The sequence below is a fragment of the Lysinibacillus sp. RC46 genome (assembly GCF_041262385.1).
Taxonomy (GTDB): Bacteria; Bacillota; Bacilli; order Bacillales_A; family Planococcaceae; genus Lysinibacillus.
Window position 1 is genome coordinate 26,335 of the sequence record NZ_JBGCCF010000032.1, and the last position, 14,732, is coordinate 41,066.

12 protein-coding genes are annotated in these 14,732 nt (G+C 38.9%); 2 read left to right on the top strand and 10 right to left on the bottom strand.

The window, feature by feature from the left end; genetic code table 11:
- Positions 1-17: 17 nt before the first annotated feature.
- From ABH966_RS22130 to ABH966_RS22145, 4 genes are all read right to left on the bottom strand, one after another.
- Positions 18-1,271 (bottom strand): ribonuclease H-like domain-containing protein, encoded by a 1,254-nt coding sequence (locus ABH966_RS22130; protein ID WP_370082206.1) that lies wholly within the window; start codon positions 1,269-1,271, stop codon positions 18-20.
- A gap of 378 nt (positions 1,272-1,649) precedes the next feature.
- Positions 1,650-3,914, bottom strand: coding sequence for a DEAD/DEAH box helicase (locus ABH966_RS22135; protein ID WP_370082208.1), 2,265 nt, complete (start codon positions 3,912-3,914; stop codon positions 1,650-1,652).
- The gene (locus ABH966_RS22140; RefSeq protein WP_370082256.1) at positions 3,889-4,263 is read right to left on the bottom strand and encodes a YppE family protein; all 375 of its coding nucleotides are present in this window, start codon (positions 4,261-4,263) and stop codon (positions 3,889-3,891) included. The genes ABH966_RS22135 and ABH966_RS22140 overlap by 26 nt, the downstream gene beginning before the upstream one ends.
- 718 nt (positions 4,264-4,981) lie before the next feature.
- On the bottom strand, positions 4,982-5,176 hold the full coding sequence (locus tag ABH966_RS22145; protein WP_053482465.1) for a hypothetical protein: 195 nt from the start codon (positions 5,174-5,176) through the stop codon (positions 4,982-4,984).
- Between the two features lie 413 nt (positions 5,177-5,589).
- On the opposite strand from ABH966_RS22145, the gene recU reads away from it, so the two are divergent.
- Both recU and ABH966_RS22155 read left to right on the top strand, forming a co-directional pair.
- Entirely contained in the window at positions 5,590-6,240 is a 651-nt protein-coding gene (gene recU, locus ABH966_RS22150) for a Holliday junction resolvase RecU (RefSeq protein ID WP_370082210.1), read from the top strand.
- Complete coding sequence (locus ABH966_RS22155) at positions 6,237-8,972, top strand: PBP1A family penicillin-binding protein (protein WP_370082212.1); 2,736 nt, start codon at positions 6,237-6,239, stop codon at positions 8,970-8,972. Before recU ends, ABH966_RS22155 begins: the two co-directional genes overlap by 4 nt.
- Positions 8,973-9,560: 588 nt before the next feature.
- On the opposite strand, the gene ABH966_RS22160 is transcribed toward ABH966_RS22155, so the two are convergent.
- From ABH966_RS22160 to ABH966_RS22185, 6 genes are all read right to left on the bottom strand, one after another.
- Positions 9,561-9,875, bottom strand: a complete 315-nt coding sequence (locus ABH966_RS22160; RefSeq protein WP_370082214.1) for a YpoC family protein — start codon at positions 9,873-9,875, stop codon at positions 9,561-9,563.
- Complete coding sequence (gene nth / locus ABH966_RS22165) at positions 9,872-10,534, bottom strand: endonuclease III (protein WP_370082216.1); 663 nt, start codon at positions 10,532-10,534, stop codon at positions 9,872-9,874. Before nth ends, ABH966_RS22160 begins: the two co-directional genes overlap by 4 nt.
- Before the next feature lie 12 nt (positions 10,535-10,546).
- Positions 10,547-11,275, bottom strand: coding sequence for a DnaD domain-containing protein (locus tag ABH966_RS22170; protein WP_370082218.1), 729 nt, complete (start codon positions 11,273-11,275; stop codon positions 10,547-10,549).
- A gap of 96 nt (positions 11,276-11,371) precedes the next feature.
- Positions 11,372-12,667, bottom strand: a complete 1,296-nt coding sequence (gene asnS, locus ABH966_RS22175) for an asparagine--tRNA ligase (protein ID WP_370082220.1) — start codon at positions 12,665-12,667, stop codon at positions 11,372-11,374.
- Between the two features lie 28 nt (positions 12,668-12,695).
- Entirely contained in the window at positions 12,696-13,889 is a 1,194-nt protein-coding gene (locus ABH966_RS22180) for a pyridoxal phosphate-dependent aminotransferase (RefSeq protein WP_370082222.1), read from the bottom strand.
- Between the two features lie 16 nt (positions 13,890-13,905).
- A complete protein-coding gene (locus ABH966_RS22185; protein ID WP_370082224.1) occupies positions 13,906-14,388 on the bottom strand; it encodes a cell wall elongation regulator TseB-like domain-containing protein in 483 nt (160 codons plus the stop codon).
- Positions 14,389-14,732: the final 344 nt, after the last annotated feature.

A 14,732-nucleotide genomic window follows, 5' to 3' on the forward strand; every position in this document is an offset into this window, starting at 1 on the left:
TGCGTTTACCTGGGAAATTATTTCTTATTTCCTAACCTGAGTAACCTCTTTTCCCACGAAATTTCCCATTTCTGCTTTTGTTCTACTCTCCATTGCTCATTCTTAATTAATTTTATGCCCTCTTGCGTATAATAAATGGCCTGATCATAATCTTTCATTTGATGCTCATATATCATAGCGAGCTGTTCTAATACATGCAACTTTTTTCGTAGATCAACGAAATGGAGAGCAGCCACAAATGCATCGATTGCTTCACTAAACTTTTTATTTCTTTTATGCTGGATTGCTAAATAATATTGTGCATTGCCTGCTTCAAGTGCATCAAATTGGGTCGTTACCTTTTCCAAAACTTTTACGCTTTGTGAACCCTCTTTTAAATCAGCATACCATTTCCCGATATTTGTAAACGTTTTTGCCGATTCTTCGCTTGTCTCTTCAAATAGCAAATTTGTAGAATGGACATAAAGCGTAATCAGTGAAAGTAAATCCCATTCATTATGAAGAAGGACTTTCATAAGCGCATCTGGAACACCGCTTTTGATTGCATCTAAATAAATAATTGGTGCAAGATATCCAGGTATATCTCCAATGCGTGAAAAACCAAGCTTCTCTTCTTCCACAGATTTTAATTTCATTCGTTCCATATCATTTTTCCATAAACGCTTTGAACTATGCAACAAATCAATTTGCCGCTGTGTACGCAATTTAGGTAATTCTTTTTGGTGGAGTGTCCAACGTGTTTCAAGTTGCGGCCAGTCAAAGCTTTTTCCATTGTAGGTAATAACCGTTGCTGTTTTTTGCCAAAGCTTTGATTCAAAAAGTAACGCGGCCTCATGTGCGGGATCGGCTAGAATATATTGAGTTAAAATAAAGCTTCCATCTTCTTTTGACACTTCTAAAAAGCCCAGAAGAAAAATTTGTGTACCTACACCCTTTAAGCCAGTAGTTTCTGTATCAAAAAACAATACCTTTTCATTCATTTCTAACGCATATGGATGTTCGAACTTTGCCTCTTGCCATTTTACTAATGCATCAAAATATGACTGCAACTTATAATGACCATGTTGAAAACTAAAAGGATAACGCACTTGTCGTTTAAAAACAATACCGAAATCATTTTCTACAACTGTCAGGCCCGCCTTTTTCCACTGCTCAGTATAGCTTGGAGCAATAGGTTTTTGATAAGCAGGTTTTTCCTCTTTTTTTATAGTTGTTGTCGTTTTTTTACCGAGCATTTTTTTCATTTGTAAAATTTTATTTTCGTAAGACATTTACTTCACTCATTTTCTGCATGTAAAATTGCTAAAACTTGTAGTACGTTTTTCTTCGCTTGCTGTAAACTATTTTGAGTTTTTACCACAAGTATAACCTATAGTAATCATAGTGCAACTTCTAGCCATTGCACAAAAAGGAGGCGATTTTCAGAAGGGCTGGACAAGTGCTCTTGTCGCTTTACTTTCGTCGTAGAGTACGGGTGGATTTAGTGGATAAAGTTAATCAACACACCTTATATAATAATTGAAATCTTTTTCTGATAATCGAGAGTATATTTTTCGCTACAAATAGAGCAACCGTAAACTTATACGCATGAAAGAAGAGGGCTTAAAGGAATAGTATTAGACTTTTCCCTATCAAACCCTCTTTGTACTCTAATTTAAAATTTGAAGCAGCTCTATTACTTTTTTCTTCCCCTGCTGCAAGCTATCTTGAGCCCCAATACAAGATGGACAGCCAGACTCACAAGCACAGCTCACTACATGGTGCTGTGTTCTCGATAATAGCTCTTCCCACAGTTCATAAACTTTTTCACTTAGACCAATACCACCAGGATACTTATCATAAACAAAAAACGTCGGTTGCTCATTATGAGTTGCCTTTACCTGTGGAACAACTGCTACATCACTACTATCACATTGAATAAACAAAGGTATGAACGCATTCATCGCATATGCAACTCCTGTCATAGCATCCGTTAGCTCCGCCTCCGACCATTTTTCTAGTGCAGAGAATGATAGCCACGAAGAGCTTGTGTGCATTTCATCTGGTGGTAAATGAATAGGGCCAGAACCGATATTATCGTGTGTACCAAAGCGAATTTTTTTAAATATCGTTGCCTGCGCCACTAAGCCAACATCTCCGAAGCCAATAACTCCACCCTGATAATCTCGGCTCCGATCTTCCTCTAGCACCTTCATCTCGACTGCTAAATTAGCGTCAGTATAGTAATCGACATCTACTTCTCGTACATACGCTTTCTTTTCTTCCCAATCTAGCTTTTCGACTTGAAATTGAATGCCCTGATGCAAATAAATAGCCTCTTCATGTAGCAATGTCATCGCACTATGGCGATCCATTTCACCAATAACTTTTGTTTGTGCAGGAACAGTCATATCAATGATCACAACATTTTCTTGTGAAGCAGAACGAAGACTAATGTCATGTGCCGGGAAACGGTCACTCATCCAATGCCACTTCTCGCTCGTTTTAAAAACAACGCCTTCTTCCGCTAAATATTCCAGTAACTCCTGAATCTCATATTCACCATACGTATCATGTACGGAAAATGGTAGCTCAAACGCTGCACATTTCAAATGATCCATTAAAATCAACATATTTTCAGGATAAATACGCGCTTCCTCTGGTGCACTGCCAAGTAAAAAAAGTGGATGGTTCACTACGTACTGGTCAAGTGCTGCCGATTGTGCTACATAAATGATTAGCGCCTCGTCCTGACGACGGCCAGCGCGACCAGCTTGCTGCCAAGCACTAGCGATATTTCCCGGGTATCCTGTCATGATACAAGCTTGTAATTGGCCAATATCAACGCCTAATTCCAGCGCATTTGTACTAACCACAGTTTGAATAGTACCATCACGAAGCCCTCGTTCAATAACACGTCGCTCAGATGGTAAATAACCACCCCGATAACCTCGCACCGATTCATCTAAAAGCTTATTGCGTGTAAGCTCCTTTAAATACGTTACAATCATTTCTACTCGCACACGACTTTTAGCAAAAATAATGGTTTGAATACCTGCTGTATATAATCTTTTCGCGAGATCGCTCACCTCTAAAACAGCACTTCGACGCACGCCAAATGTTTTATGGACGATAGGTGGATTATAAAAAAGAAATGTCTTTTTCCCAACTGGCGCTCCAGAATCGCTGATTAAGGCATGGCTTTCATTCGTTAAAGCTTCTGCTAACTCTTTTGGATTTTTAATGGTTGCTGATGTACAAATGAAAATCGGCTTACTGCCATAAAACTCACAAATACGCTTTAATCTTCGAATAACGTGCGCAACATGCGAGCCAAACACACCTTTATATGTATGCAACTCATCAATGACGATATACTGTAAATTTTCAAATAACGAAACCCATTTCGTATGATGTGGCAAAATCCCCGAATGAAGCATATCAGGATTTGTCATCACAATATGCCCTGCCTTACGAACCTTTTGGCGAATGCCAGGCGCGGTATCCCCATCGTACGTATAGCTTAAAATTTCCTCACCGCTTTGTTCGATTAGTTCATTTAAATCATTTTTCTGATCCTGCGCTAAAGCTTTCGTTGGAAATAAATAAATCGCGCGTGAATTTTTATCTTCTAATATTTTTTGTAGTACCGGTAAATGGTAGCAATATGATTTTCCAGACGCTGTTGGTGTAACGGCAGTAAAGGAAACACCCTCCATCGCGTAATCAAACGCCTGACGTTGATGGGTATACAGTTGTTCTATCCCTCTTGTTCGAAGAGCCTTTACAAGTGAAGGATGTAAATTCTCTGGAAAAGGTGCATATTTAGCTTCACGCCCTTCAAGCGTTTGCCAGTGTAAAATACGTTCCTTTAACTCCTCATCATATCTCCACTCGTTTAATAGTTCACTAATGGTCCTTTTTTTCGATAACATCTGTTTCTATCTCCTTCACTAGCCTTTCAAAAATTTTTAACGTATAAGAGGTTGAATGAATCGCATCTAAAAAACGCTTTTTACTTGTTTCTTTAAAAAAGGATTGCACAACAAATTGCTCCATCGATTCCACTGCTGAAGCAATTTGCTGTGTATGCATATATTTTGGCTTATTTTTTTGAATCCACTCATTCGCCTCCTGCTGCCATTCCTTTAAAAGCTGGTGAATGACATCAGCGTGTGGCTTAACCTCCACAAAAAAGTCAGGAGTACGATTCTCCTCACGCATTTTCCAAAAGCGTGAAACACATTTTTCACATTCATCTATCAATTGGGAAGTTTGCTGCATTAACAACAATTTCGCACCTCATCTCATTAATGAAGGTTCATCACCATAAAGTAGGGTTGACTCCGTTCCGACTGCGCACTTTCCTGAAGGCGTCCAATAAGTCGCTTAGGAACAAAAGGGGTTCTTCTGTGCGAAAGCGGAGCGACAGCAACAACTGAGGTCCTTCAAGCCTTAACCTATTACATGTCACACGTTTCAACACAACTTTTGGTGATGAACCTTAAAATTTTATCTTATTTAGGTAACCATCCTTAAAATGAAGATTCATCTGCATTTACATGAAAGCAGCGAACCTACTATTTTAAAATTCGTTCTATCTTAGTCTACAAAATAATTTATATTATATGAGTAATTTTACTACCAATGATGTTTTAAAGCTTGGCTCATCACCTTAACTTGAGATGCATTTCCGTTTCGACTGTGCGAAAGTGCAACGACAGCGTACAATGTTGACCACAAAAGAGTTAGCACAGGACGTAATGCTTTTAGCCTTTGTCCCACCACTGACTCGTTCTCTGGCCTCACCAGTGACTAGAGCGTTACCCAGTCTTCACACCAATCAGCCCATATAAATGGCATATCTTTCAAGAAAATGACATCCCTAGCTTTTGGTGATGAGTCCTATTCAAGGTACACCACTCATCGTGGTAGATAATGTATGAAAAATACTCATATTGGGTTATTTATATTGCATATGAGTTAAGTGTACCAAAGTCTATCATTTTTCACTACTAATAGGCGAACAAGCATTCTTTACTTGCCAGTTCTTTTCTGCTAAGCTTACTTTCTGGCTAACAGATTTGAGCTGCATAAAAAAATTCATGCTCTGTGCGTTGTTTTCCAAAGACACTCTCGTTAACAGTAATTGATTGACCAGATCCAACTGCGCAACTAATTGTTTTAACTTGTTCAAAATAACGCCTCCTTTGCTTTAATTTATGTATTCCTCGCATGTATAAAATTACCTTCATGCGTGACAAAATAAGCGTAAGTTAGCTGAAAGAAGAAGTATTTCGATAAAATTTAATTGAACTAGTCTATTTTCGTAGTCTTCAAAATCGTCTATCAAGTATAGAAACTAACGTAGAGACCAGTTTTTTCTATAAATTCGTTTGGAAATTTCATCAGTTAATTTGACGATTCGCGGGTTATATCACATGATATTTTTCGACTTTAAGAGGCGAAAATTGCCCAAAGATCAGTTATTTAATGGTAATTTAAACCATAGTTAATCTAGCATCAATCATACTATTAATAGAAGTGGAGAACTGCTACTTAATCATGGTAAACTATTGTATAATAGCAGTATTATAGAGGGTGAACTACGTGACAATTCGTTATCCGAATGGGAAATTATATTCCCCTAATCCAACTGTTCAAAAAACAGCCAAAAAGGGAAAGGACAAGGATTTTTCTTTTAGTAATCGAGGGAAAACACTAGAAGATGAAATTAATGAAGCAAACGATTATTATGTAAAAAGGCGACTTGCTATCATTCATAAGAAACCTGTTCCCGTGCAAATCGTCAAAGTAGAGTACCCATCACGAAGTGCTGCAGTTATTCGTGAGGCTTATTTCCGGACACCGTCGACAACAGATTACAATGGTGTTTGGAATGGGCATTATATTGATTTTGATGCAAAGGAAACTGCTTCAAAGACCAGTTTTCCACTAAAGAATATTCACGTACATCAAATGACACATATGCAGCAAGTGACGGAACAAAATGGTGTGGCTTTTATTATCGTTCGTTTCTCAGCTTTTGAACGATATTTTATCGTGCCATACGATGTTTTACAAAAGGCCTGGCTAGCGATGGAAAACGGTGAACGTAAATCGATTCCCTTTTCAACTATAGAAAAGGAAGCTTTTGAAATTCCTACAAGCTATTATCCACGGATCGATTATTTACCGATTGTCCAAAAGCTAATTGAAGCAAAAAGCCATGGTTCTGAAAGTGAGGAGATAGTAGAATGACTGAACGTCGTCCGACACGCGGTGAGCATCAAAAGGCTCTCGCTCAAAAAAATAAAAAAAGCGCTCCGAAACCATCGAAGAAAAAATGGTTTAAGCGCATTACATTAACAATAGTAGCTGTTATAGCTGCATGTTTTATTGGAGGTGCGGGGTTATTCGCCTATTATGCAAGTAGCGCACCTGAACTAGATGAGAACTTACTGAAGGACCCAGTTTCCTCAGAATTCTATGATAAAAACGGTGATTTATTTGCAACGATTGGTGCAGAAAACCGTAAATATGTAAAATATGAAGATATACCACAGGATATGATTAACGCGATCCTTGCAACGGAAGATGTACGCTTTTTCGAACACGGTGGTATGGATTTTTATCGCCTTGGTGGTGCAATACTCGCTAACTTCCGTGATGGCTTCGGGGCACAAGGGGCTTCGACATTAACACAACAAGTTGTTAAAAACTCATTTTTACAAAATGAAAAAAAATTAAAACGTAAGGCACAGGAAGCTTGGCTTTCCTTCCAATTAGAACGTAAATATACAAAAGAAGAAATTTTTGAAATGTACTTTAACAAAATGCTGATGTCAGGTCGTGTTTATGGCTTCGGTACAGCAGCCCAATATTTCTATGGTAAAGAACTAAAAGATTTAACTTTAGATGAAGAAGCATTACTTGCAGGTTTAGTACAACGTCCAAATGCTTACAATCCATTGAAAAATCCTGAACTTGCAGAAAAACGTCGTAATACAGTTCTAGGATTAATGTATCAACATGGTAAAATTACAAAAGCTCAGATGGAAGAAGCTAAGAAAGTAGACGTTCAAGCTGGCCTAGCTGACGATGCAACACGTCAAAAATTTTCTGGCTCTAAATACGATGCCTTCCTTGATGTCGTTATAAATGAGCTAGAGCAAAACGGTGATGGTAGTGCAATGGCTGAAGGAATTAAAGTATATACAACACTTGATCCAAAAGCACAACAAATTGTTGAAAACATTATGAACGATGACAGTAACTTCCCAACAAAAGAGATTCAATCGGGTGTGTCAGTCATTGATACGAAAACTGGTCAAATTCAAGCAATCGGTGGCGGACGCAATTATGGGACTGAACGCGGTTGGAACTATGCATATGACTTAAAACATCAACCAGGTTCAACGATGAAGCCATTACTAGATTATGGACCAGCAGTTGAAAATTTAAAATGGTCAACTGGTCAAACAATTGTAGATGAACCTATGACCTACTCAGGAGGAAAACAAACGATCAGGAACTGGGATAATAAATATATGGGTGCAATAACAGCACGTAAAGCTTTGTATGCTTCACGCAACGTTCCGGCTGTTAAAGCATTTAAAGAAGTCGGTCCTGATAAAGCTAAAGATTTTGCTAGTCGTTTAGGTATTAATACTGAAAGCGTTATGGAATCAGATGCAATTGGTGGTGGGGATATTACAATGTCTCCTACTCAAATGGCAGCTTCCTTTGCAGCATTTGGGAATAACGGTGTTTACACTGATCCTTATGCAATTACAAAAATCGTTTACCGTGACGGTAAAACAACAAAAGACTACACACCAGAGCCAAATGTAGCAATGAGTGATTATACAGCTTATATGGTGACTGATATGTTACGTGACGTTGTCGGCAATAAGCCTGATGCATCAGGTACTGCAGCAAATGTACCTGGATTAGATATCGCAGGTAAAACAGGTACAACAAACTACGCAGCTGCTGATTTTAGCAAGCATAATTTACCGGATACAAGTGTACCGGATTCATGGTTTGCTGGGTACACTACAAACTATTCAATCGCTATTTGGAGTGGTTATGAAGGACACTTTGATCCTATTACAACTTGGGATGAACGTCGTTTACCACAACATTTATTTAAACAAATTATGAAAGAGATTTCGGCGAACGTTGAAACACCACGTTTCAAAAAACCAAACTCAGTTGTGGAAGCTACAATTGAAGTAGGCACAAAGCCACTTAAATTAGCAAGTAATTTCACTCCAAGTGAGAAACGTCAAACAGAGCTATTTGTACGTGGTACAGAGCCTAAGGAAGTTTCAAATGAATACGCAGTGCCAGAACTATCTACACCTTACAATGTAAGTGCAAGCCTTGATATAGAAGGTCAATCTATCAATATTTCTTGGGAGCATGATGCCATGCTTAATCCGGAAACAGATGAACCACTACCAACTACCTTCGAGGTATCTGCTAAACGAGAAGGTGGAGAGACTATTTCTCTTGGTAAAACGGATAAAAAAGGCTTAACAGTTAGTAGCAAACAACTGGAAGATGGCAATTACACGATTTCTGTCGTAGCAGTTGTTGATGGTACACGCAGTAAACCAGGTACAGCTACCTTCCAAGTAACCGGTACGACTGATGAAGAAGATAAAGATAAAGATAAAGAGCCAGATACTCCGGATCAACCTGATGTTGAGGAGCCAACAGCACCTGATCAAAATGGCAACAACGGGGACAACGGTAACCACAATGGTAACGGAAATGGTAACAATGGCAATAACAGCAACAATGGTAATGATAATGGCAATGCTAACACTGGTGGGAATGGTAACGCTGGTGGGAATGGTAACAACGGTAATACAGGAAATAACGGTACCCCCCCAGGTAACAATGGCAACAATAATGGTAGTAAGCCACCAACAACGCCAACTGAACCAACCGCACCGGATGATGGTACCGGTAGTACTGAATAAAAAAAAGCAGAGTAGCATAACGCTACTCTGCTTTTTTGTTGTTGGAAAACTATATGTCTATAAGTCAAAGTGTCATAATAAAGTATGACTCTTCGGCAAAACGAGAGGTTGATTTCCGTTCCGGCCTGGGCGCTTTGTCGCTGACGCTTCGCTTTCGCACAGAGCAAAGCTTCCTGGGGGCGTCCGATGAGCCGCTTCGCTCCAGGGTCTCGGGCCAACAGATGTTTTTTGCGCGAAAGCGTAGTGCTAACGCAGCGTCAGCAGCACCGATATTGGTCACGAAGGCGTTATCACAGATGTGATGGTCTTAGCCTTCGTTCCTCTATTGCTAATCCCCAAGGAGTCGCCCAGCCTCCACTCCAATCAACCACATCACATAGAATGTTTCTTTGGCATGGCTAGTGATAATTTGAAACTTCAAAAGTTACTTTTTTTGCGCGAAAACGTAGCGATAGACTGTGGAAATGGCTCAACACTTTGACCACAGAAAAGCGCGAGAAATTCAACATTAATTGATTTCTCGCGCTTTTAAGGTTTTGACCAGTTATGTACCAGCCTCTTTTTATATTTCTGTGTTTATTTGTTGTATTACTTTTTTGCAGCCTGCAAGCGTAGCCGTGCTGCTCGTTTTTTTGTTTCCTTAAATAATTCATCGAGCTGACGATAACAGGCATATTGGCCAGGCTTTGCTTTTATAAAGGTTAATCGTTCGACACCGTTAATAGGCAACACTTCATCCCCTACTTCTTGCACTAAGCGTTCAAACAATAGAATGGCCATGTCCATCAATCCTTTTGCTTCACCATTTCTTGCATCATGAGCTGCATGAATTTTGCCTTCGAGTTCCACCCACTCTGCAAACCAGGCATCTACTTTTTCCTTTTCAAGTGCCTCTACATTCACGCTTCCTTCACCAACCCTTTCTTTAAACGCTTTTGCCCTTCTCTACAGTCATTAAGTAAAGGGCAAGTGTGACAGTTAGGGTTTTGAGCTTTACAATGATAACGACCGAAGAAAATTAGTTGATGATGTGTTTTCGACCACTTGTCCATCGGTGTTTTTTTCATAATTGTTTCTTCGACTTCAAGCACTGAATCCTTCCAGCGACATAGCCCTAATCGTTTAGAGACGCGCTCTACATGTGTATCCACTGCAAGGGCAGGAATTTCAAAAGCAACAGACAACACGACATTAGCCGTCTTACGACCAACTCCAGGCAATGTGACTAGCGCTTCTCGACTTGCAGGTATTTCTCCCTCGTATTCCTCTAATAGCCTTTGACATAATGCTTGAATATTCTTTGCCTTATTTCGATACAAACCAATGGAGCGAATGTCCTGTTGCAGCTCTTCTAAAGATACAGCTAAGTAATCTTCCGGCTTTTTATATTTTTGAAACAATGTTTTCGTTACTTTGTTTACAAGTACATCTGTACACTGTGCCGATAATAACGTGGCAATAGTTAGTTCAAACGGATTGTCATGTACTAACTCACAATGTGCATCAGGAAACATACGATCCATTTCCGCTAGACAATGCTCCCATTGTTTTTTTGTTAACATGTTGGAAGCCCCCTATTCTCTTTCTTCTAACCAATTATAAAATGGTACTTTATTTGTCGACTGCGTTTCTTGCTGCACTGTTCGGACTGGCGGTCGGTTAAATGTTTGTTTTTCACGGAACTGCTCGCTTTGCTTCTGTGCAGCCTGAGGTGTCGTAATATTTTTCTTTTTCCACTCCAGTAATATTCGATCAATATAACGAATACTTAGCTTGCCAGCAAACACAGCCTCCTTAAGCGCCTCCTTAATAAGCGCCGGACTGTGCTTATCCTCATCTAACCAAAATCCGATTTTTTCTAGCTCTAAAGGAGATAAAAGACGCCCCATTTCCTCTTCAAATAATCGGAAAACCTCCCCCTCTTCTTGTCGAAGTGATGTTGCGGATTTTTGATGTTCCTTCATTTCAATTATCTGCATAATACGCTCCCACAGTGGGTATACCGAGTATTTTTCATATAGTTTGCCACTTGCATCGACGTCGCTTGTTATTTCTAGGAAACCTTTTTGCATTAATCGCTGTAGACGTGAAGTAATGTCATTGCTAGGCATTGTTAGACGATTCATTAGATCATTAGGCGTTGGAAAATCATTCCCCTCTATATTGAATGCAAGTAAATGCATAACAATAAGTGCCTCATCATCCTCAATATTTAACTCCTTATAAAACTGAAAAAAAAGCTGAGGAATTTGAATCATTCTCTGCTCAGTCCATGTACGGAGTCGATTATTATTTGCGCTCATATTATACTTGACTCCTTTTCCATCGTAAGTAGAAAAGCCGCGTAGACATATCACTACGCGACTTTTTTAATTTTACACTTTCAAAACCTAAATTGCTTAAGGGTATAAGCGGTTTAATAAACGTGGGAATGGGATTGTTTCACGAATATGCTCCGTGCCAGAAATCCATGCTACTGTACGTTCTAATCCAAGACCGAAGCCTGAATGTGGCACAGAGCCTTGTTTACGTAACTCTAAATACCATGCATAAGCATCTAAAGATAAATGATGTTCTTCAAGACGAGATTTTAATAAATCAAAGTCATGGATACGCTCAGAACCACCAATTATTTCACCATAACCTTCTGGTGCAATTAAATCTGCACATAATACTACATCATCGCGGTCAGGATGTGGTTGCATGTAGAACGGCTTAATGCCTACTGGGTAGCATGTGATGAATACAGGTTTGTCATATGAATTAGCAATTGCTGTTTCATGTGGTGCACCGAAATCATCGCCCCATTCAATATCGTCAAATCCTTGTTCATGTAATAATTTAATGGCATCGTCATAAGAAATACGAGGGAATGGTGCTTTAATATTTTCAAGTTTAGATGTATCACGGCCAAGACGCTCTAAATCTAATTTGCAATTTGCCAGAACTGATTGCACGATATGCTCCACGTATTGTTCTTGCATTTCTAAGTTTTCTTCAAATTCAACAAACGCCATTTCCAGCTCAATCATCCAAAACTCGATTAAGTGACGACGTGTTTTAGATTTTTCAGCACGGAATGTTGGGCCGAATGAGAACACTTTACCTAAAGCCATCGCAGCCGCTTCCAAGTAAAGCTGACCAGATTGTGAAAGGAATGCATCTTCATCAAAATATTTTGTATGGAATAACTCAGAAGTACCTTCAGGAGATGATCCAGTTAAAATTGGCGGGTCCATTTTTGTAAAGCTAGTGTTGTTAAGAAACTCATAAGTTGCACGAATAATTTCGTTACGGATTTTCATGATCGCATGTTGCTTACGAGAACGTAGCCATAAGTGACGGTTATCCATTAAAAACTCAGGACCGTGTTCTTTTGGCGTAATCGGAAAATCTGTTGCAGCGTGAAGCACTTCAATACCAGTTACAACAAGCTCACAACCAAAGCTTGAACGCTCATCTGCTTTAACCTCTCCTGTAATGTACATAGAAGTTTCTTGGGACATACCTTTTGCAATGGCAAAAATTTCTTCGCCTACTTCTTCTTTTACAACAACGCCCTGTACAAAGCCAGAACCATCACGTAGTTGTAAAAAGGCAATTTTACCACTTGATCGTTTGTTCGCTAACCAAGCACCTAGCTTGATTGTTTCGCCGATATGCTTTGGCATATCTTGAATCATAATTTTTTTCATAGAAATCCTCCAAAGTTGGTTAAAAGGATTAGTCTTGCCATTTTGATTTTACAAATGTATCAATTCGACGGACTGCCTCTTCTAATAAGTCTAAAGATGTAGCATAAGATAATCGCATTGTAGTTGGTGCACCAAATCCAGAACCTGGAATCACTGCTACGTTTGCTTCCGTTAAAATATCCGAAGCGAATGCATCTACTGAATCATAGCCAGTATGAGCCATAGCTTCCGCTACATCTGGTAATAAATAGAATGCACCCTGAGGTTTTAAAACGTTGAAGCCAGGAATTGCACTTACCTGTGGATAAATTTTTTCAAGACGAGATTCGAATGCTTGACGCATTTCTTCTACAGCGTCTTGTGGTCCATTATACGCTTCCACTGTTGCATATTGTGCAGTTGTTGTTGCGTTTGATGTAGAGTGTGATGCAAGATCGGTCATTGATTTAATAATGTCCGCATCCCCTGCAGCATACCCGATACGCCAACCTGTCATAGAGTGAGATTTTGCAACACCATTTACAACGATTGTACGTGCTTTCACTGCATCAGATAGCTGTGCAATTGAAAAATGCTCAATACCATTGTATACAAGCTTCTCATAAATTTCATCTGACACGATTAAAATATCTTTTTCTTCTGCAACAGCAGCAATTTCAGCAATCTCTTCACGAGAATAAATCATACCTGATGGGTTGCTAGGAGAGTTAATAATAACTGCTTTTGTTTTATCTGTCACAGCAGCTCTTAATTGATCCGCAGTAATTTTATAGCCTTGCTCACGTGTGCCTTCCACATAAACAGGTACACCGCCCGCTAATTTTACTTGCTCAGGATAAGATACCCAATAAGGAATTGGAATAATAACTTCATCGCCCTCGTTTAAAATAACTTGGAATAAAGTATAAAGAATATGTTTTGCTCCAACACCTACAATTACTTCATTCGGCTTGTATGTAAGATTGTTGTCGCGTTGAAGTTTATCGATAATCGCTTTCTTAAGTACTGGAAGACCGCCAGCAGGTGTATATTTTGTTAAACCTTTTTCCATCGAGTCAATAGCAGCATTTAAAATATTTTGTGGCGTGTTGAAGTCAGGCTCACCAGCACCTAGACCAATAACATCAATACCTTGCTCTTTTAATTCCTTTGCTTTCGCAGTAATTGCTAAAGTTGAAGAAGGTGTTAAAGTTTTTACACGGTTTGCTAATAAATTTTTCATACGGGATCTACTCCTCTTATAAATTCGTAATGCGCTTCCACCAGTCGCCGTCCTTAAACATAATATAGACATAGTTGAGCTTATCGTGATCGTTTAGGTATGTAATTTCCCAAACAGCACCTGGCTCCTCATAGCCTAATTTGATATTAAGGACTTTTTGTACATTGCCTTCTTTTTTCAAAACCGATAATGCCTGCTTTTCCGTAATACCATCTTTTAAAAGTACTTCCTTAATTGAATCAGCTTTTAGATTCGTCGGAACAAAGACAGCTTTTTTATCACCATATTCATCTACCCCGAACACAGTGACATACGAATGTTTGCCATTATATGTGTAAGACTCCGAGACAATTGCGAGGGCTTTGGCATCGAGTGCCAACTGTTCAGCCTGATCTTCAATTGAATGGAATGGAGCCTCGGCTTTCCAGAGTACTAAAATACTAATGACAAGTGACAACGAAACCATAAAGACAGAAATGAAAATCAACCAGTTTTTCATATATTCACCTTATGTTTCACATCTAGCATATTCTTTAACCCCAATGCCTGATGCTTTTGTATGTTTATAACTGCGTATACATTCATTTTGCTTTCCATTTTTGTCAACCTGCTTTCTTTCCTCATACCACAACATTATACAACAATTTTGTGCTGTCGTGTTTCTTAATTTCATATATTGTACGTTGATAGAATAACGTTTTCAAATGATTCGGGTAGTAATTTTTTTCTTTTTAGTGCAACCCATAAAAATAATAACCCTTTCAATTTAAAAATTCCTATTCACAATTGCAAAGAGGAAGTAAAATTTGCCACTAAAAAACCTATAATAATTCACAAATAGCA

What these genes read in the sequence shown, in the direction of transcription:
- ABH966_RS22130 (WP_370082206.1), bottom strand. Translation starts at nt 1,271, where the DNA reads ATGTCTTACGAAAATAAAATTTTACAAATGAAAAAAATGCTCGGTAAA.
- ABH966_RS22135 (WP_370082208.1), bottom strand. Translation starts at nt 3,914, where the DNA reads ATGTTATCGAAAAAAAGGACCATTAGTGAACTATTAAACGAGTGGAGA.
- ABH966_RS22140 (WP_370082256.1), bottom strand. Translation starts at nt 4,263, where the DNA reads ATGCAGCAAACTTCCCAATTGATAGATGAATGTGAAAAATGTGTTTCA.
- ABH966_RS22155 (WP_370082212.1), top strand. Translation starts at nt 6,237, where the DNA reads ATGACTGAACGTCGTCCGACACGCGGTGAGCATCAAAAGGCTCTCGCT.
- nth (WP_370082216.1), bottom strand. Translation starts at nt 10,534, where the DNA reads ATGTTAACAAAAAAACAATGGGAGCATTGTCTAGCGGAAATGGATCGT.
- ABH966_RS22170 (WP_370082218.1), bottom strand. Translation starts at nt 11,275, where the DNA reads ATGAGCGCAAATAATAATCGACTCCGTACATGGACTGAGCAGAGAATG.
- asnS (WP_370082220.1), bottom strand. Translation starts at nt 12,667, where the DNA reads ATGAAAAAAATTATGATTCAAGATATGCCAAAGCATATCGGCGAAACA.
- ABH966_RS22180 (WP_370082222.1), bottom strand. Translation starts at nt 13,889, where the DNA reads ATGAAAAATTTATTAGCAAACCGTGTAAAAACTTTAACACCTTCTTCA.
- ABH966_RS22185 (WP_370082224.1), bottom strand. Translation starts at nt 14,388, where the DNA reads ATGAAAAACTGGTTGATTTTCATTTCTGTCTTTATGGTTTCGTTGTCA.